At 35.5% G+C, this 18,019-nt stretch carries 19 protein-coding genes, 1 pseudogene and 1 other annotated feature; of the genes and pseudogenes, 14 read left to right on the plus strand and 6 right to left on the minus strand.

Features of this window, described 5'->3' with window-relative positions; translation table 11 throughout:
• Positions 1-285: 285 nt before the first annotated feature.
• Positions 286-603 (minus strand): winged helix-turn-helix transcriptional regulator, encoded by a 318-nt coding sequence (locus C5L23_RS00830; RefSeq protein WP_133264153.1) that lies wholly within the window; start codon positions 601-603, stop codon positions 286-288.
• Positions 604-696: 93 nt separating this feature from the next.
• Here C5L23_RS00830 and C5L23_RS00835 point away from each other — a divergent pair.
• Positions 697-1,300 (plus strand): annotated as a pseudogene (locus tag C5L23_RS00835) (nitroreductase family protein).
• Between the two features lie 174 nt (positions 1,301-1,474).
• Entirely contained in the window at positions 1,475-1,879 is a 405-nt protein-coding gene (locus C5L23_RS00840; protein WP_010008488.1) for a helix-turn-helix transcriptional regulator, read from the plus strand.
• A 192-nt stretch (positions 1,880-2,071) separates the two neighbouring features.
• Here the strand turns inward: C5L23_RS00840 and C5L23_RS00845 are convergent, their stop codons facing one another.
• Positions 2,072-2,962 (minus strand): LysR family transcriptional regulator, encoded by an 891-nt coding sequence (locus C5L23_RS00845; protein ID WP_133264154.1) that lies wholly within the window; start codon positions 2,960-2,962, stop codon positions 2,072-2,074.
• 229 nt (positions 2,963-3,191) lie between these two features.
• Here C5L23_RS00845 and C5L23_RS00850 point away from each other — a divergent pair, with 229 nt between their 5' ends.
• The 4 genes from C5L23_RS00850 to C5L23_RS00865 all read left to right on the plus strand — a co-directional run bounded on the left by C5L23_RS00850 (position 3,192) and on the right by C5L23_RS00865 (position 8,264).
• Positions 3,192-4,133 carry a DMT family transporter gene (locus C5L23_RS00850; RefSeq protein WP_029508587.1) on the plus strand — a complete coding sequence of 314 codons (942 nt, stop codon included), beginning with the start codon at positions 3,192-3,194 and terminating at the stop codon, positions 4,131-4,133.
• 185 nt (positions 4,134-4,318) lie between these two features.
• Positions 4,319-4,574: a binding site (T-box leader), on the plus strand.
• Positions 4,575-4,666: 92 nt separating this feature from the next.
• Positions 4,667-5,806, plus strand: coding sequence for a trans-sulfuration enzyme family protein (locus C5L23_RS00855; RefSeq protein ID WP_133264155.1), 1,140 nt, complete (start codon positions 4,667-4,669; stop codon positions 5,804-5,806).
• Positions 5,807-5,838: 32 nt separating this feature from the next.
• Positions 5,839-6,696, plus strand: a complete 858-nt coding sequence (locus C5L23_RS00860) for a MetQ/NlpA family ABC transporter substrate-binding protein (protein WP_133264156.1) — start codon at positions 5,839-5,841, stop codon at positions 6,694-6,696.
• Between the two features lie 440 nt (positions 6,697-7,136).
• Positions 7,137-8,264 carry a 5-methyltetrahydropteroyltriglutamate--homocysteine S-methyltransferase gene (locus tag C5L23_RS00865; protein WP_010006994.1) on the plus strand — a complete coding sequence of 376 codons (1,128 nt, stop codon included), beginning with the start codon at positions 7,137-7,139 and terminating at the stop codon, positions 8,262-8,264.
• Between the two features lie 365 nt (positions 8,265-8,629).
• Here C5L23_RS00865 and C5L23_RS00870 read toward each other — a convergent pair whose 3' ends face one another.
• Positions 8,630-8,836, minus strand: coding sequence for a hypothetical protein (locus C5L23_RS00870; RefSeq protein ID WP_133264157.1), 207 nt, complete (start codon positions 8,834-8,836; stop codon positions 8,630-8,632).
• Positions 8,837-9,024: 188 nt separating this feature from the next.
• On the opposite strand from C5L23_RS00870, the gene C5L23_RS00875 reads away from it, so the two are divergent.
• Both C5L23_RS00875 and C5L23_RS00880 read left to right on the plus strand, forming a co-directional pair.
• Entirely contained in the window at positions 9,025-9,300 is a 276-nt protein-coding gene (locus C5L23_RS00875; protein ID WP_133264158.1) for a DUF2089 family protein, read from the plus strand.
• Entirely contained in the window at positions 9,293-9,583 is a 291-nt protein-coding gene (locus C5L23_RS00880; RefSeq protein ID WP_133264159.1) for a hypothetical protein, read from the plus strand. The genes C5L23_RS00875 and C5L23_RS00880 overlap by 8 nt, the downstream gene beginning before the upstream one ends.
• An 84-nt stretch (positions 9,584-9,667) precedes the next feature.
• Here the strand turns inward: C5L23_RS00880 and C5L23_RS00885 are convergent, their stop codons facing one another.
• A complete protein-coding gene (locus C5L23_RS00885) occupies positions 9,668-10,198 on the minus strand; it encodes a folate family ECF transporter S component (RefSeq protein WP_133264160.1) in 531 nt (176 codons plus the stop codon).
• A gap of 356 nt (positions 10,199-10,554) precedes the next feature.
• On the minus strand, positions 10,555-10,845 hold the full coding sequence (locus C5L23_RS00890; RefSeq protein WP_010006989.1) for a hypothetical protein: 291 nt from the start codon (positions 10,843-10,845) through the stop codon (positions 10,555-10,557).
• A gap of 168 nt (positions 10,846-11,013) precedes the next feature.
• Here C5L23_RS00890 and C5L23_RS00895 point away from each other — a divergent pair, with 168 nt between their 5' ends.
• Positions 11,014-11,445 carry a MarR family winged helix-turn-helix transcriptional regulator gene (locus C5L23_RS00895; RefSeq protein WP_133264161.1) on the plus strand — a complete coding sequence of 144 codons (432 nt, stop codon included), beginning with the start codon at positions 11,014-11,016 and terminating at the stop codon, positions 11,443-11,445.
• Positions 11,435-13,687: an ATP-binding cassette domain-containing protein gene (locus tag C5L23_RS00900; protein WP_133264162.1), complete on the plus strand. Its 2,253-nt coding sequence runs from the start codon at positions 11,435-11,437 to the stop codon at positions 13,685-13,687. The genes C5L23_RS00895 and C5L23_RS00900 overlap by 11 nt, the downstream gene beginning before the upstream one ends.
• Positions 13,688-13,712: 25 nt before the next feature.
• Here C5L23_RS00900 and C5L23_RS00905 read toward each other — a convergent pair whose 3' ends face one another.
• Positions 13,713-14,285 carry a cadmium resistance transporter gene (locus tag C5L23_RS00905; RefSeq protein ID WP_010006985.1) on the minus strand — a complete coding sequence of 191 codons (573 nt, stop codon included), beginning with the start codon at positions 14,283-14,285 and terminating at the stop codon, positions 13,713-13,715.
• Positions 14,286-14,382: 97 nt separating this feature from the next.
• Here C5L23_RS00905 and C5L23_RS00910 point away from each other — a divergent pair, with 97 nt between their 5' ends.
• The 4 genes from C5L23_RS00910 (at position 14,383) to C5L23_RS00925 (ending at position 18,010) form a co-directional block, all read left to right on the plus strand.
• Positions 14,383-14,706: an ArsR/SmtB family transcription factor gene (locus tag C5L23_RS00910; protein ID WP_010006983.1), complete on the plus strand. Its 324-nt coding sequence runs from the start codon at positions 14,383-14,385 to the stop codon at positions 14,704-14,706.
• Between the two features lie 117 nt (positions 14,707-14,823).
• A complete protein-coding gene (gap, locus tag C5L23_RS00915) occupies positions 14,824-15,846 on the plus strand; it encodes a type I glyceraldehyde-3-phosphate dehydrogenase (RefSeq protein ID WP_010006982.1) in 1,023 nt (340 codons plus the stop codon).
• A 127-nt stretch (positions 15,847-15,973) separates the two neighbouring features.
• Positions 15,974-16,891, plus strand: coding sequence for an EamA family transporter (locus C5L23_RS00920; protein ID WP_010006981.1), 918 nt, complete (start codon positions 15,974-15,976; stop codon positions 16,889-16,891).
• Positions 16,892-17,122: 231 nt separating this feature from the next.
• Positions 17,123-18,010 (plus strand): YveK family protein, encoded by an 888-nt coding sequence (locus tag C5L23_RS00925; RefSeq protein WP_010006980.1) that lies wholly within the window; start codon positions 17,123-17,125, stop codon positions 18,008-18,010.
• Positions 18,011-18,019: the final 9 nt, after the last annotated feature.

The following is an 18,019-nucleotide window of genomic DNA, read 5'->3' on the forward strand; positions in this document are numbered from 1 at the left end:
CTAGATTTAAAAGAGAAAATTATTTTGTGAAAAATAATAATAGATTGGTTGCTTTAATTATCGTAATTGGATTATTAAGTTTCTTGGGGATTTTTATTTCTGCATCGATTATTTGGTTTATACAAAAGCAACATGTAGATACAATTCATTAGTAGAGCAGGTTTAAATGTAATTGAATAATGCTATTTTTATAGTCAGTATATTTAGTCAGAAGTATAGTGTTGAACGTTAAATATAATATTTATTTTTTCTGATATTTAAAAAAGCGCCCATATTGGACGCTTTTTATAATGAGTGCTTGCCCCAATCGTTTAAAGATAGTAATAAGGGTAATAAACTTTTTGCCTTGTTTGTTAAGTGATATTCAGATTGAAATGGTGGGACATCTCCAATTATTTTTTTAGAAATGTATTTATCTTTTAATAATATATTGAGAGAACGTACAAGCGAAATATTACTAATACCATCTATATTCTTTCTTAATTTATTGAAACCAATACCTTCATTTTTATGAATTGTCCATAAAATATTTAATTGCCATTTCCCAGAGAATGTATCAATAATTTTTGTGATACCACAAGACCAGTTATTTGTAGATTGCATTTTTTACCTTCCCTAGTTACAAAATTGTGCGTACTATTTTATATTACTATTTATTTTTATACTAAGTTAATCATATTAAATAGAGGTAAATAGATAGTGGATTTTTTAAATTATTTAGATGCGCGTAAATCAGTACGTCATTTCAAGCAACAAGTGACAATTAGTAATGAAGAGATATTCAACATATTAAATCATGCAGCCAACGCACCATCTGGAAATAACGCTCAACCTTGGAAAGTTATTGTGATTAAAAATAAATCGGTAATGAAGATGTTGCAGAAATTTTCCTATAATCAAGAGCAGGTCACACAGGCTTCAATGATTATTTTAATTTTAGGAGATAAAAGTCATTATAATACTGATTACTTAATTGCTAATCAATTGAAGCATAATATCTCAGATAAAAGAGAAAACCAATAGAATAAAAGCCTATTTTTCATTACATCCAGAAGACAAAGAAACGGCAGGCTTACGCTTAGATGTTGGTTTATTTAGTATGAATTTAATGCACGTCATCAGAGCATTCGGATATGATTCGGTTCCGATGAGAGGTGTTCAATTCGATAATATTATGTACTATTTACATTTACCTCAAGAATGGGTACCCATTTTACTTTTACCAGTTGGCAAGGCTGATAAAGTTGGATACCGTCATGTGCGCGAATCTGCTGAACAATTCACTACGATAATTGATTAAATATCAGATACATTATCCTGAGGTAGTTGTTTAGCCTGGTATTACGAATACGACGTTTGCGCTTTAAAATAGCGTATTGTAAATTAAAAGTGCGCTCTTGTTAGTTAACTTTTGCTGGTTTTGCTTTAGTTTTTTGGGTATATTAGGCTTATTAATCAATCGGGAGTAAAAGCTATGAAAATTATATTTTCAAAAAATCTATTATCTTTGAGGAAAGAGGCAGGAATATCGCAAGAAGAATTGGCCAGCAAATTATTTGTTACGAGACAAACTATTTCAAAGTGGGAACTAGGTGAGGTGACCCCAGATCTTGGGAAAATACAATTGATAGCAGAGTACTTTAATACACCAGTTGAGGAATTGTTATTTGGTCAAGAAATTAATAAGAACACGAGTAAAACTAAAGATAAGGTAAATCAGCTTTTTGAAGAGGATGATACCGATAAAGATTGGCACCAAAAACATCAATGGCGCGAATGGCAATACAAACCAATTAATAATGGTTGGGAATTTTTAGCACGTTATTATTGGATTCTATGTGCTTTGGCAGGTATGATATGGTGGTTCTCTAGAAATTAATGATGCTCGTATACTGAAAATCTGGCCTGTTCATTTTATTTTATATGTAATCAAATACATGGATTGATTTACGAGTAAAGTTTTATTAATTTAACATTTTTTAAAGGCGATATAACTATTAAGTTATATCGCCTTTTTAAGTGAATTACTTTTAGTAATATTAATTATAACTTTTTTGATGTCCGAAGGTTACTATAAGAGATCATGTACTAAGTGTAGTATTTCTTCACTATGTGAGAATACAGAAACGTGTCGAATGAAGTTATCGTCTAATGGTTTCATAGTAAGAGTATTAATGTTTTGAGTCACTTTATTAATAGCTAATGATTTAGGAAGAATAGTAACAAAGTCAGATTTAGAAATCATTGCTATAGTTGACTCACTATAATCAATCTCCACAATTTCTGGTAATGGAATATTTAATTGCTCATATATTTGAATGACTCTTTGATGAATTGGGCAGTACTTCGGATACATAATTATTCTTAAATGATGTAGGTCGGTCGCCTTTATACTAGAAAATTCAGAGAATAATTTCATAGTCGCATTATGTTGTGAATAAACTAGGTAATAAGGTTCCTCAAATAACTGTAATTTCTTTACATTTCCAGTAAAATCTTTTTCAAATTCAGAATCAATTAAAATTAAATCTAATTTTTTTTCGTTAAAAGGTTGAATTAAATCAAAAATTTTATTTGTAATGGTAATTTTTTTTAATTCGGAGAAGAAGTCTACAAAGAATGAAGGATACATATAGGATGAAATACTGTCTAAAGACCCCAATCTAATATCAGTAATATTTATGGAATTTTGAGATATTAAAGCATTCATCTTCTCAAATTCAGAAATAAAATTTTGAGATTTTTTGTAAAGATTGTGGCCCACTAATGTAAGCTCCATACCTTGTGGTGTTCTAATAAAGAGCTGTTTATCGTAATAATTTTCTAGTTGCTTAATCTTTTTACTAATTGCAGGTTGTGTCATTGACAAGTAATCACTACTTTTATTTATGCTCTTTAGTTCACATACTTTGACAAAAACATATAGCAGTTCGATATTAAATGAATTATCAATCACTGTCATTATGTATCTCCTAAATATTGATATATTCAATTACGTTATAACACCTTATTATAAACTGTTTATTCCTTGACACAATAAAAGCATGTTACTATTTCAACATTAAAGGAGGTAATGTTGAATGAAAAAAATAATGGTGTACCTCTAACAAAGCAAATACCGAAATATTCTGATGAATCGAGTAGTTCATTTCATGTGCTACCGCTAACAAATTGAAATCATAGGGGATAAAATGTCTAAAAAATATTTATATGGATTAATTCTGTGTTTAGTTTCAGTACTATCTTGGGGTGGCATGTTTCCCATAATGACCCCAGCGCTTAAAATTATGGATCCTTTTTACTTCACATTGTTAAGGTATGGAAGTGTTGCAATTATTTTTGCAGTTATTTTGTTTTTTGTTGAAGGTATTAACGCGTTCAGAACAGAAGGGCACGTTATAAGATTATGGTTGTTCGGTACATCTGCTTTTGCAGGATTTAGTTTCTTAGTTTTTCTTGGTCAGCAAATTGCAGGACAATCGGGATCAATAATCGCCTCAGTCATGATGGCGATTCAACCCTTACTCGGCGTGCTTGTAGGTTGGGTTTACCGTGGGAAAAAGCCAACGATAGTTGCCTTATTTTCTATGATTATTGCTGCAGTAGGTGTCTTTATGGTTGTGACAAAAGGGCATATCAGTATCTTGCTTTCAGGTCATAACACTGTTTTGGCAGTAATATTTATTTTACTTGGTGCACTATGTTGGGTAATTTATACAGCTGGCGGCGCTGACTTTCCAGAATGGTCAATTTTACGTTACTCCACCTTAACATCAATCTTAGGTGTATGTTCAGTTATTATTGTATTAACGATAGCTACAATTTTTGGTTGGTTACAAATACCGACATTTTCACAAGTAGCCGGCGTTCAAAATGCACTTGTTTATATGATTACGTTAGCAGGAGTAATTGCAGTATTTGCTTGGAACATGGGAAATCGTATTATTGGACCAATAAATGGTATCTTATTCATGAACTTAGTGCCCATTACTTCGTTTGTTATAACAATTATAAATGGTTACAAAGTTTCTACTTTCGAAATTTTGGGATGCCTAATTACAATTAGCGCACTAGTAGGAAATAATATTTATAATCGTTACGCCACTAAATTAAAAGGAATCAGAGCAAAATAATAAAAGCCATCGATTGTCCTCTTTACTATAGTAGGTTTTATATAATTAATTTATTGAGACTAGAAAATGACACGCTATGATTATGCTTGAGTTTCAACAGTAGGACAATCTTTTAATAAACAAAATCACAGCTTGAAAAATGTTAACATTGACATTCTTTGCTAATAAAATTATAATCTTATTATTATATAACGATGAAGAGATAAGTATATTTCATCATGAGTGAAGAGAGCTAATGTTTGGTGAAAGTTAGTCTTATGATGATTCAGAAAATGGTCTTGGAGTTAAAATGATATGAGCTTGAACGAGTAAATGTCATTCGGGTACACCCGTTATAGTGTCATAGTATCGATTGTTAATTCAATTCGTACTGGGTAAGTGTATTTATGGTGACATAATACAAAAAACGGGTGGTAACGCGTACATGAAAACGCCCCGTAGTATCTTTTGATATTACGGGGCGTTTTTTATTACCCACTATTTAGTCAGAATTATATTGTTGATAAATGGTAATTAGAAGAAGGAGTAAGGAAATGAGTGATTGGACTAACATTATTAATGCAGCAACAACAAATGATCCACTTTCAGGTGCCATCAATACCCCGATTCAATTGAGCTCAACATTTAATCAGAAATCTTTTGATGAATTTGGTGAATATGATTATGCACGGTCTGGTAATCCTACACGTGACGCTGGTGAAAAAGCAATTGCGCGACTAGAGTATGGTCATTATGGCTATTTGTTTAGTACGGGAATGGCAGCAATCAGTAGTGTATTGTTTACATTATCGGCTGGAGATCACATTATTGTGAGCAAACATGTTTATGGTGGCACTTTCCGGATTTTGGAAGATGTATTACCTCGTTGGGGAATTATGCATACTTTTGTTGATTTTAGTGACGTGGCTACTATTGAAGCTGCTATCATACCTGAAACGAAAGCAATATATATTGAAACGCCGTCTAATCCAGTCTTAAATATTACAGATATTCGTGCTGTAGTGGCACTGGCAAAACAATATCATGTGTGTACGATTGCTGACAACACATTTTTATCCCCGTTTTTACAAAAGCCACTCGACTTGGGCGTTGATATTGTAGTTCATTCAGCAACAAAATTTTTAGCTGGACATTCTGATATTCTGGCTGGTGCGGTAGTAGTCAATGACAAAAAATTGGCCGATCAAATTTATTTTATCCAAAATGCCGTTGGTGCAACGCTAGGCGTCTTCGATACCTGGTTATTACTGCGTGGTATCAAAACGTTAGGCGTTCGAATGACACAGTCAAGTACATCAGCGCAAAAAATCGCGGCATATTTGGATGCACATCCCAAAGTTTTAAAAGTCTTGTATCCTGGATTATTGTCACACAAGGGTTATGACATTCATATGTCGCAAGCTAAAAATGGTGGGGCTGTTTTGAGCTTTGACGTAGGTAGTCAAGAAAATGCACGCACTGTGGTAGAAGCTTTGGATATTCCTGTTTTCTCAGTGAGTCTGGGCGCAGTCGAAACAATTATCAGTTATCCACCGAAAATGAGTCATGCTGAATTAGATAATGATGCATTGGCTAATGCAGGAATTACGCCTGGACTACTACGCTTTTCTGTCGGATTAGAAGATGCTGATGACTTAATTGCTGACTTGGATACAGCACTGGCACAAATATAAATGAATATGTTATTTATCATGGAGGTTAAAATATGTCTAAAAAAGTATGGCTTGCTATTGCAGCAAGTACTTTGATTATTATTGGTGCTTTTAGTTATACCACTAACAACAATCGGCCCAAAGCAAACGTCATTACAATCGGATCTGTTACTAGTGATGCGGATATTTGGCGTCATTTAGCAAAAAGTGATACGGCTAAAAAGTTAGATTTGCACATTGAAGTTAAAGAATTTACTGATGGCTTGAGTTTAAACAAGGCTACTGCAGAAGGACAAGTTGATGTTAACGCGTTTCAATCCTATGGTTATTTTCAAGCATTTAACAAAGAATCAAAAGACGGCAAATTAGTCGCGTTAGGCACAACGTATTTGGAACCATTAGGTGTTTATTCTGATAAATATAAAAGCGTTAAGGATATACCAAATGGCGCTACTATTGCTATTGCGAAAGATTTAGCAGATGAATCTCGCGGGCTAAAATTATTGGCAGATGCAGGATTAATTACATTGGACAAACCTTTTGGTGCATTAGATGGTTTGGAGAAAATAAAAGCCAATCCACATCAGTTTAAATTTAAAGAAATTGATGATACAACAGGTGGGCGCTTATTGCATGATAACAGTATTGATGCCGTACTGATATCCAATTCTGTTTCACAAGCTGCAGGATTAAATGTGTTAAAAGATGCCATTTATTATGAGCATGTTAATCGTCACACTCGAGCAAATGTCAATATCATAGCCACTGCGACCAAAAACGAAACTAACAAAACGTATAAAAAATTACTGACACTATACCGATCAAAGACGGCACAAAAATATATTAATCAGAAGTATCATGGTACCAAAACTGAAGTTGTGAAACCAATATCCTATCTTGAAGGAGAATAGATGGGTAGTATTATTCTCTTATTATGATAAAAAGGTTGACGAATTATGATAATATGATATGATTATTTTAACAAAGAAGAGATAAGTAGTGCTTTAGCGTTAGCAAGAGAGTTTACATTTGGTGAAAGTAGACAACGCGAACACATGAAAATGGTCTTGGAGTTACTGTTATTGTGAACATACGCTGATTCATTTATCAAAACGAAGCAAGCAATAACCGGGAGAGCCCGATATAGCGACATCAATTCTCGATACTGTGTACAGACATTTTCGAAGCAGAGTGGAGACGATTGATATTGAGATGTGTTGGTGCTTTTCGATAACACATAAACACCGGGTGGTAACACGATAAGTCGTCCCGCAGTCTAATATTTAGACTGCGGGTTTTTTATTGCTATGAAGTTACCCTGAGCATTTAGAAAACATAGGAGAATAAGATTATGACAACAGCGACAGCAACGACATTAGGATTCCAACATGTTGGTTCATTTTTACGGCCAGCAGCATTAAAGCAGGCACGACAAGATTTTGAACAGGGTAAGTTAACACAAAAAGAATTAGAAGAAGTAGAAAATACTGCCATTAAAAAGCTAATCGATCAGCAAGTGGCTGTAGGCATAAGTACCGTAACAGATGGTGAATTCCGTCGATCATATTGGCACCTAGATAATTTTTGGGGATTTGGTGGCGTTGAGCGTATTAATTATGGTGAAGGGTATTTATTTGCACATGAAGAAACCCGTGATGATTCAGCACGATTATCTGGGAGATTAAGTTTTGATGCAACAACACATCCTTTTATTCAACATTTTAAATTTGTTAAAGCGTTAGCGGATAAAGCAGGGGTTGAGGCGAAAATTACAATTCCAGCACCGGCACAATTCTATGCAGAATTAGTGCGTGGTACAAATGCTGATGTTGTGTCGACATATTACGATTCAAGTACTGCATTATTTGCAGATATCAAACGTGTTTATCGTGAAGAAATTCTGGCATTATATGATGCTGGTGCACGAACAGTGCAACTTGACGATTGTACTTGGGGGATGCTAGTTGATCCTGACTTTTGGGAAAAAATGGCAGGCGCTGGTTTTGATATTCAAGATCTGAAAAATTTGTATCTTGATCTTAACAACGGTGCTATTGCGAATCTACCAGAAGACTTAATTATTAATACACATATCTGTCGTGGTAATTATCATTCAGACTGGGCAACTTCTGGTGGGTATGATGCTGTAGCTGACGAATTATTCGGACAAGAAAATGTTTCGAGTTATTTCTTAGAATATGATTCGGCGCGTGCAGGTAGTTTTGAACCTTTAGCTAAAGTATCGGGAGATAAAAAGGTAGTGCTTGGCCTGATTACGAGTAAAACAGGTGAGTTGGAAAACAAAGAAGCGATTATTCAACGTATTCATGAAGCGGAGAAATATTTACCATTAGAACGCCTGTGGTTGTCAACACAATGTGGCTTTGCATCTACTGAAGAAGGTAATGTTTTGACAGAAGAACAGCAATGGGCCAAGTTGGCACTTGTCAAAGAAATATTGGATGAGGTATGGGGTTAAGGTCATCAGTGAGGTGTGATAATGTCGGAATTGATGATTTAATTGTTGTTAGTACAATCAAGTGCAATATTCGAACAAAATAAAATGTCTCAAAGGCTTTGATATACTTTCAAAGTTTTTGAGACATTTTTTATTAATTAATTGTTTTTATTATCTTCTTTACTGATACTAAAAAATGTTATTGCAGTGGAGAAAAAAATAAAGGCAATCATACCATTTGTGAAATCATGTGAATGATAAGCAACAATGCTGAGTATAATAGCCGCTAGCAAAAAACATAAAGATGCTAATCGATATAAAGCGTATCTAGACAAATGCAGATCTCCTTTGTGTTCATCAATGAATTGAGATGCTAAAATCATGAATTATTTTGAACGATGGCGTGATGACAATATCAACTGCTTACGCTTCTCCCAAAATAGGGAAACGGTGTATACAATGTTAATCGCAATTAGCGTGAAAATTGTAGCACGATCAAAAGAAAATAATGATGTAAACAGCGTTGATAATATGTAGCTAATCGTTAGCGTTATGATGAATGCTAAGATTGATCGTTGGATAATGTGGCGCATGATAATTAACCTTTTCATCTTTAATATAATATGTAAACAGTACACTAGATTTTCATTATACATTAAATTGAGTTTATGTTAAACGTTTGACTTTATAATAGGCTTTTATTCTAATATTAATTATTATTGAACATAAATATTAATAATGTTAAACTTTATTAAACAATATTAAAGGATGGGGCGAACATATGGAATGGTTTTTCCGTTTGGAACCAGAAGAACAAGTATTTATTAAACGATTTCTCTTATCGTCTGGTTCATTAAAACAATTGGCCCGCGAGTATGATGTGAGCTATCCGACAGTTCGATTACGTTTGGATCGACTTATCGAAAAAATTAAATTTTCTGACGTAAATAAGGACTCATTCGAATTAGAAATCATGCAGATGGTTATTAATGAACGATTAACGTTAGCGATGGCCAAAGAAATTATTCAAAAACATAAGGAGAGTATTGATGGATAGATTATTAGAAATCTTGATATTTGCGGGGATTATCGCATTTCAAACATTCGCAGGTTATATTGATAATAAATATATGGGAGTGATTTTACCGGTTATTTTCACTGGTATTGTCGGTTTCTTAGCAATAGCGGGTCAGTTATCTTTCTCAATGAGAGATGTTACAATGCCGATTTTAGGTTTATTCACTCTGCTGGGAATCTATGCAAGTGGCAAAGAATCCAAGAAGAAAAAAATTCAAAAAGAGTTGGACAAAATGAAGGCTCAAGACATTATCAAAGGTTAGTATAAAGAGATAAGGTTGGTTCAATATCTTAAAGTAAAAATGATTTTAATCGTTGAGACATTATAGAAAAAATATGAGCGTGTTTCAATACAACTTTTCCCTAACATTCAAACGATCAAAATGTTTCAAAACATAGATAAGTACTATTGTTTGCAAAAAAATCAAGATAATACTTCTAGCCAAACGTGCAACCATTAGCGGTTCCCAAGACATATGGTAAATTTGAGCCACTAATAACGTGTTGAGTATTAGACTGATCGGAATCAATATTAAAAAATTAAGTATTGCTATGCTGACGGAATTGCGATTTTTATTGTGTAAAAATATGCCACATAACATGCCACCAAGAAATGCTGGAATGAGAAAAGAGAATGCAAAATTGCCACTGCCAAATAAAGTAAAATTAAGGAAGTCAGACAACATTTCTAGTGCACCAGCTAACCAGGGCCCCAAAAAGTAGCCCAAGAGCGCTGTGCTAATAAAACCCATATTTAAAGAGAAATAACTTGGGCCAATGCTAATTTTGTAACATAGTATATCTAATGCTAATAGTAGACCAGATATAGTGAGTGTTTTTGTATTGAGCTTGGGACTTGTAAATGATAGATATTTCATAATAAGCGGTTTCCTTAGTGTGTGATTTAAGATATGAATTTAATAAAAGTAAAATCTACTTTTATTAAATCCTGAGGTAAGTTTATAATAATTTTGCTTTATTATCAATTGTATATAAAAAGTCGGTAACTTAAATTTAAGTTACCGACTAGCTAATCAAGGGGACACTATTAAATTAGTATATTTATTGATTCACAGTCAATAATGCGTATCTATTACTATATTCAGGTATAAAAATAAAAAAGCTAATCCTACGCTAAAATACGTAAGAACAGCTTAATCCAAATACTTATCGGTTGGTATGCGTATCCAATATCTTTCATTTCATGTTAACAGCGTGTACATTTGCTTAGAAATCAAAATAACGTTAATGAAATACCTTTGGCAAAGTTATCTTGATCCCAGCTCCGACCTAACGCTACAATGAGCGTATTGACTGTTTCTGACGTTTTACCGAGGTTGAGTAGGGCATAGATATGCAGGTCATGACCTAATGCGCTAATAACGGATCGATTAATTGCGGTATGATTCATTTTTGGCTGATATTTCGTCAATATGTCCGCTATCCCAGGAAATGCCATTGCGGCAGGATCATTGTATGCATTGTTGAATGCTTCTAATACAGCATCCATTCTTTTATTTTTCATCAGTTACCACCTCTCTAAATCGACATAGTCAACTCGCCTATATTATAGTCCTTTAAATCAAAAGTGATTGATCAATTATGACTTTCTTTATTCATGACAAAGTTATATAATGATTTCTATTAAGAAATGATTTCCTTTTGGAAACTATAATGATGGTGGAGAATCGTAATGACAGACAAACTACAAGAAATTTTAATGGACTTGCAGTGTGAGCTAGTGGCTGAGCGTAATTTGGTTAATCCCGATCAATTGACATGGGTACAATACGATATTTTAAATACGCTACGCTCTGGAACAGCAAAACCAAGTTTATTAAGTCAACAATTAGGTATCACAAGGACGAAGTTATCGAAAAGTTTGGTTGCTTTACGTGAAATGAACTATGTTGAGCAGTCGCCTAATATTAGTGATAGACGGGAAATGGATACAAAATTAACTGATAATGGACGGCAATTCTTAGCATCTGTTTCCAAAAAACACACTGAACTATTGGCGCGCGCGCAACAAGTGTGGAATTTAGATGAACAACAACATTTTATAGAATCAGCAGATAAATTAATTCGTTTACTAAGAGAGGAGCGCCAAAAAAATGCGGAATGAGTACATTAAAATTCAAGGTGCTCGAACGAATAATTTAAAAAATATTACAGTGAATATACCCAAACATCAAATTACTGTTGCGACTGGTGTATCAGGATCTGGAAAATCATCGCTTATTTTTTCTACTTTGGCTGCGACATCTCAAAGACAAGTGAATAAAACTTACAGTGCCTATGTTCAGCAATTGTTACCACAATATCCTGTCCCTGATGTTGATCGTATCGAAAATTTACCTTTTTCAATTGTTGTCACGCAAAGGGCAATTAGTGGCAATATCCGCTCTACGGTTGGGACATTCACGGACATCTACACGGCACTACGGTTACTATTTTCTCGTATGGCAAAACCATTTATCGGTTATTCAATGGTGTATTCCTTTAACAATACTGAAGGCATGTGTCCAAGATGTGAAGGCTTAGGGATTGTCACAAGTATTAAAGCAGCTGCTTTATTGAATAAAAATAAATCTTTAAATGGTGGTGCTATCCAGTTTCCGACATTTCAACCAGGTGGTTGGCGTTTATCAAGATATACGGAATCTGGATTTTTTGATAATGATCTACCATTAAAGGATTGGGATGATAAAGCAATTCATTTATTACTAAATGGTGAACCACAAAAACCGCAAAGACCTACGCCAAAATGGCCTAAAACAGCTAAATATTTGGGATTGATACCACGCATTGAGGATGCATTTATTAAACAAGATGCTAATAAATATCAAAGTGATATAAAAAGAATTACCGAAACTGAGCGATGCCCAGCATGTGAAGGCACACGCCTGAATCAGAAAGTGTTATTGGCAAAAATTAATGGTAAAAATATTGCAGACTGTAGTGCTATGAGTATGACAGTGCTTAAACAATGGTTAGCAACAATCAATATAGCATCTCTGCAGCCGATATTGAGTGAACTGGATACTAAGATATCTCATTTAATGACAGTTGGACTAGATTATTTAAGTTTAAATCGGACAACATCAAGCCTTTCAGGTGGTGAATCACAACGCTTAAAATTAGCTAATTACTTAAATAGTGAACTCAACGATATTTTGTATATTTTTGATGAACCTAGTGTTGGCTTGCATCCCCACGATCTAATTGGCATTAATAAAATTTTTAAATTATTGAAAGAAAAAGGGAATACTTTAGTTATTGTTGATCATGATCCACAAATAATTGAAACTGCTGATTATATTATTAATTTGGGTGAACGTGCGGGCAACCAAGGTGGGTACGTTACCTTTCAGGGGAATTATCATGATCTGGTTAAAAGCGATACGCTAACAGGAAAGGCACTACGTGATTCAGGAGAAATAACTACTGCGCACGGTTCTGTATCAGATTTTTACGCATTAGAACATGTGTCAAAAAATAATCTGAACGATATTAGTGTGAAAATACCTCGACAACGTTTAAGTGTTATAAGCGGTGTCGCCGGATCAGGCAAGAGTACCCTCATTCAATGTTTCAAAGACAAATTTAAGCAAACGACGATATTGGATCAAAAGCAAGTGCATGCTAGCGAAAGATCCAATATGTTGACCTACCTCGGGTTGTTTGATGATTTACGTCAAATTTTTGCCAATGCAACGCATCAATCAATGAGCTTATTTTCTTTCAATAGCAAAGGCGCGTGTCCTATCTGTAAAGGAAAGGGTGTCATCAAATTGGATTTGGCTTATATGGGCGATACCGTCACTATTTGTGATGCCTGCAACGGACAACGCTATTCTCCTGAAGTGAGAGAATTAAAGTATAGAGGATTTAGTATTGCAGAAGTGCTACAACTGACGCCTGCAAGTATTGCGGAAACTTATCCTGAACTCAAACAGCCTATGATGATGTTAATCCAGCTAGAGCTAGGCTATCTGCAAGTAGGACAATCACTTAATACATTGTCAGGTGGAGAGTTGCAACGCTTGAAATTGGCTAAATTTTTATTTAACAGATCAAGCGAGCATGATTTATTGATTTTAGATGAACCGACGAGTGGTTTACATGAAAGCAACATACAACATTTAATTCATTTGTTAAAACAGCTAACCAACGAAGCTGGGTTAACGGTTATTGTCGTTGAGCATAACTTGCGCTTAATAGGTCAGGCTGACTGGTTAATTGATATTGGACCCTTTGCCGGCATGAATGGTGGCAACATTATGTTTGAAGGTACACCGGAGAAGTTAATTAAAGCTGGTGATACTTTAACAGCCAAAGCCATGAGAAAGTATTTTAAAGTATAGCAAGTAGAGTCTTTGGCATTAAGCATTACAATAACCACTTCAGTATATGTGTAAATAATCCAGTGTCAATCATGACAAAAAGGCCAATCAAAATATAAATGATACGGGTAGCATGTTCTCCCCAGCGTTGGAAAAACTTTTGGATAAAGGAAAGTTTGCCGAAGTAGTAGGCTAATGTAATGGAAATAATGGTTAAAATGATAAAATAGATAGCAGTGATAATGACAGCGTGTAGAGACATTGTTGCTAAGACCGGGACGTAAACTGCAATATTGTCAGCACCGCAACTGGCAATGTATATGAATAAAACGGATAGTATCCCTTTGTATTGATGATTTGCTTGCACTTCATCATCGTCTTCACCCTTGATACCCATATATATTGGAATCAAGCCGAGGAGGCCAATCGCCCATTCAGGGACAAACGTTTGAATGGTTTGGCCCAATAGGCTACTGATGAAAAACACACTGAGCATGCCTAAAATGTAACCCACTAAAGTATCTTTAAAACGGTATTTTTGTAATAAGAATAGTAAAATAACGAAAAAATCTAAGTTAACGCCAACGAATAACATCGTCACAAGTGGTAAATTTAGCATACGGTTCTCCTATACATCTAATATATGTTATTAATAACATATGTATTTGATTATATATGTTATCATTTGAATATGAAATGCGCAAGAGGTTTGAATTATGGAAAAAATTAAAGCAATCTATCAAACAGAAATGGAGCGTGTCTTCAAATTATTAAGCAATCCGACACGGCTCAATATTTTATACCTATTAGAGCAACAAGAATTAAGCGTCAATGAATTGGTTGATTATCTTGATTTGCCTCAACCACAGATTTCACATAATCTGGCAATCTTAAAAGCCCATCAGCTCGTGACATACCGCAGAGAGGGAAAAAAGAACCTCTATAAACTCGATGATCCGCATATATTAGACGTCATTGACTCGACCAAAAAGCACGCTGTACACGTTGTTGAGGGGCGTGCGCATCGTGATGAGGCATAAGCGTTTTTAATACATAAAATTTACATTCTTGACGATTCTTCGTTCGCTCAACATTGAGCGTTGTGCTATAATAAGGATGTTGATTAAATTCAAAAAATTTTGGAGGATCTAAAACACATGACTGTTAAGATCGGTATTAACGGATTTGGACGTATTGGTCGTTTGGCCTTCCGTCGTATTCTTGAGTTGTCAGATAAGGCTTCAGATATTGAAGTTGTTGCGATTAACGATTTGACAAGCCCTGACATGTTGGCATACTTGCTTAAGTATGATTCAATTCATGGTACTTTGAACGCTGAAGTTTCATCAGACGACACAGGTATTGTTGTTAATGGTAAGCACTACGCTGTTTACTCAGAACGTAACGCTGCTGACTTGAAGTGGGTTGCTAACGATGGTGTTGATTACGTATTGGAAGCTACTGGTTTCTATACTTCAGCAGAAAAGTCACAAGCTCACTTGGATGCAGGTGCCAAGAAGGTATTGGTTTCAGCTCCAGCCGGCGCAGTTCCTACAGTTGTCTACGGTGTTAACCAAGACATCTTGAAGCCAGAAGATAAGATTGTTTCAGCTGGTTCATGTACGACACAATCATTAGCTCCAATTGCTAACGTATTGGAAACAGAATTCGGTGTTAAGACTGGATTGATGTTGACAGTGCACGCTTACACAGCTTCACAAAGCTTGCAAGATGGTCCTAAGTCAGCTAAGTTTGCAAAGCGTCAAGCTAACCGTGACGCAGCTTCAAACTCATTGCCACATTCATCTGGTGCCGCTAAGGCTATCGGAATGGTTGTACCTTCATTGGATGGTAAGTTGACTGGTTCAGCTATCCGTGTTCCTGTTCCTGATGGTTCAATCACTGAATTGACTGCTGTCTTGAAGAAGGATGTTACAGTTGAAGAAGTTAACGCAGCTATGAAGAAGTACGAATCAGATTCATTTGGTTACAATGGTGATGGTTTGGTATCTACTGATATTATCAATGATACACACGGTACTGTCTTCGATCCTACACAAACAGAAGTTGTTTCTGGTGAAGGACAACAATTGGTTAAGGTTGCTGCTTGGTACGACAACGAATACGGTTTCACTTCAAACATGATCCGTACATTGTTGCACTTTGCTGAATTAGCTTAATTCATCCAAATAAAAAGCGTGATTCGATTGAATCATGCTTTTTTTGCGCACTTGATTTAAGTTAGTATTGCTAATTGAGATAGAACCCTATAGAATATTCTCAATATTGTTTTGGAGAAAATGCACTATGAAAAATAAGGCGTTACGTGGTGTGGTATTTGGTATTTTAGGGGCAGCAGCGTATGGATTGAATCCATTATTCGCAGTCCCTCTAATGAATCTTAACTTTACAGTGGATTCAATGGTGTTTTATCGTTATTTCTTTGCGGTGATCTTGCTTGGTTGCTTAATGCTGGCCAAACGACAGAGCTTTAAACTTCAGCGTGATGAGATTATCCCAGTCATTGCGGTTGGCTTGCTCATGGCACTAGCGTCATTGTTCCTGTATGGCAGTTATGAATACATGGATGTCGGCTTGGCGTCCATTCTGCTGTTCGCTTACCCAGTGATTGTCGCTTTGATTATGGCCATCTTCTTTAAAGAACGCTTATCACTGCTCACTATTGGGGCAATTAGTCTAGTCGTCCTTGGCATTGCGCTACTCAATAATAGCGGGCAAAAGAGCTTGAATCCCTTGGGCTTGTTGATTATCTTGCTTGCTTCCATGAGTTATGCACTTTATATTGTCGGTGTACGACAAACGACAGCCCATGCCGTGCCATCACTTAAGTTGACTTTCTATGGCTTGTCGGCAGGATTGGTACTATTCTTGATTAAGGGGATGCTCAATCATGGTATCCAACCGCTGACAACACCATTAGAGTATGGCAATGCCATTGGTTCAGCAATATTCCCAACGATTATCGCTTTATCATTAACGAACTTAGCCATCACCCACATCGGCTCAACCAACACGTCGATTGTTGGCGCATTGGAACCATTGACCGGTCTCTTCGTTGGGGTCGTTGTCTTCAATGAAATCATCACGGTACAAAATATGGTAGGCGTGATGTTGATTATTCTAGCTGTCACTTCAGTGGTTGCGAGCCAATATATTATTGCTTGGTGTCAGGCGCACTTACTTTACCGCCATCGGCATCATTAAAAGACGAACTTCGGTTCGCCTTTTTTATTGATTTCATATCATAAGTCAAACGTTGTACATATTACAGTCACATCTCATTGTTGCGATATTTAATCAAAACGTTATAACTTACTGTTCCATAGTAATATAAATGTAAATTATCTTATGATAAACTCAAATATATATCGTGTAAATTAGTGAAAATTATTACACTTACTTTACATAAGTATTAAAAGGAAGATTGAGACGAAAATGGATAACGTTTTGGAATTATCCCAACTATGGGACATTATTCGCAAGCGCTTTTTGCTAATTGTGGCATTAGTGATTGTATTTGCTGGGGTTGCATTCGGTATAGCACAGTTCGCTATTGCACCGAAATACTCATCATCAACACAATTACTGGTTAATCGAAAGCAAGACGCTAATAATACTGGTGCGCAGTTCAATAACCAACAAGCTGACGTCCAAATTATTAACACATATAAAGACTTGATTACCAATCCTGTTATCTTGGACGATGTTGTGGATAACTTGACTAAGGATCAACGTGTCCTGGTGAAAAAGGCGCAACCTGCTCAATATGAGACACAACCTGATGGCACACGTATTCGGACACGCCGTGCTCAATCTGCCGAATATAAAACTGAAAAAGCCCAATATGCTAATCTCACAGCTGATGAAGTGAAGCAGATGATTAGTGTCACTAACCAACAGAACTCTCAAGTCTTCGCCGTTAATGTCAAATCAACGAATGCTAAAAAATCAGCTGTTATTGCTAATGAAATTGCTAGCGTCTTCAAAGATAAAGTCGTGAAGTTGATGAGTATTAGTAACGTCACGATTGTATCGGAAGCACAAGCCAATAAAGAACCGGTTTCACCAAACAAAAAGCTCATCACATTAGCTGGTGCTGTATTGGGTGCTGTTGTTGCCTTTGGTTATGGCTTAGTTCGTGAATTGACTGATAAGACATTGAAGAATATTGACTACCTGACTGAAGATCTTGACTTAACTGATCTGGGTATCATTAACTATATCGGTAAAGTGAAGACAGCTAAAGAATTGGCTGCTTCACACCACAATTACAACGATGATGAGAACGGCGATACGAGCAAGCGTTCACGCCGCCGTGTCTGATTGGAGGAC

It is taken from the genome of Leuconostoc fallax (assembly GCF_004354645.1).
GTDB lineage: Bacteria > Bacillota > Bacilli > Lactobacillales > Lactobacillaceae > Leuconostoc_B > Leuconostoc_B fallax.

Excerpts from the sequence above, each read along its gene's own strand:
- C5L23_RS00890 (WP_010006989.1), bottom strand. The coding sequence starts at position 10,845 with ATGAAAAATAAAAGAATGGATGCTGTATTAGAAGCATTCAACAATGCA.
- C5L23_RS00870 (WP_133264157.1), bottom strand. The coding sequence starts at position 8,836 with ATGCGCCACATTATCCAACGATCAATCTTAGCATTCATCATAACGCTA.
- C5L23_RS00830 (WP_133264153.1), bottom strand. The coding sequence starts at position 603 with ATGCAATCTACAAATAACTGGTCTTGTGGTATCACAAAAATTATTGAT.
- C5L23_RS00905 (WP_010006985.1), bottom strand. The coding sequence starts at position 14,285 with ATGCTAAATTTACCACTTGTGACGATGTTATTCGTTGGCGTTAACTTA.
- C5L23_RS00855 (WP_133264155.1), top strand. The coding sequence starts at position 4,667 with ATGAGTGATTGGACTAACATTATTAATGCAGCAACAACAAATGATCCA.
- C5L23_RS00920 (WP_010006981.1), top strand. The coding sequence starts at position 15,974 with ATGAAAAATAAGGCGTTACGTGGTGTGGTATTTGGTATTTTAGGGGCA.
- C5L23_RS00885 (WP_133264160.1), bottom strand. The coding sequence starts at position 10,198 with ATGAAATATCTATCATTTACAAGTCCCAAGCTCAATACAAAAACACTC.
- C5L23_RS00875 (WP_133264158.1), top strand. The coding sequence starts at position 9,025 with ATGGAATGGTTTTTCCGTTTGGAACCAGAAGAACAAGTATTTATTAAA.
- gap (WP_010006982.1), top strand. The coding sequence starts at position 14,824 with ATGACTGTTAAGATCGGTATTAACGGATTTGGACGTATTGGTCGTTTG.
- C5L23_RS00895 (WP_133264161.1), top strand. The coding sequence starts at position 11,014 with ATGACAGACAAACTACAAGAAATTTTAATGGACTTGCAGTGTGAGCTA.
- C5L23_RS00910 (WP_010006983.1), top strand. The coding sequence starts at position 14,383 with ATGGAAAAAATTAAAGCAATCTATCAAACAGAAATGGAGCGTGTCTTC.
- C5L23_RS00880 (WP_133264159.1), top strand. The coding sequence starts at position 9,293 with ATGGATAGATTATTAGAAATCTTGATATTTGCGGGGATTATCGCATTT.
- C5L23_RS00845 (WP_133264154.1), bottom strand. The coding sequence starts at position 2,962 with ATGACAGTGATTGATAATTCATTTAATATCGAACTGCTATATGTTTTT.
- C5L23_RS00925 (WP_010006980.1), top strand. The coding sequence starts at position 17,123 with ATGGATAACGTTTTGGAATTATCCCAACTATGGGACATTATTCGCAAG.
- C5L23_RS00900 (WP_133264162.1), top strand. The coding sequence starts at position 11,435 with ATGCGGAATGAGTACATTAAAATTCAAGGTGCTCGAACGAATAATTTA.
- C5L23_RS00850 (WP_029508587.1), top strand. The coding sequence starts at position 3,192 with ATGTCTAAAAAATATTTATATGGATTAATTCTGTGTTTAGTTTCAGTA.
- C5L23_RS00865 (WP_010006994.1), top strand. The coding sequence starts at position 7,137 with ATGACAACAGCGACAGCAACGACATTAGGATTCCAACATGTTGGTTCA.
- C5L23_RS00860 (WP_133264156.1), top strand. The coding sequence starts at position 5,839 with ATGTCTAAAAAAGTATGGCTTGCTATTGCAGCAAGTACTTTGATTATT.
- C5L23_RS00840 (WP_010008488.1), top strand. The coding sequence starts at position 1,475 with ATGAAAATTATATTTTCAAAAAATCTATTATCTTTGAGGAAAGAGGCA.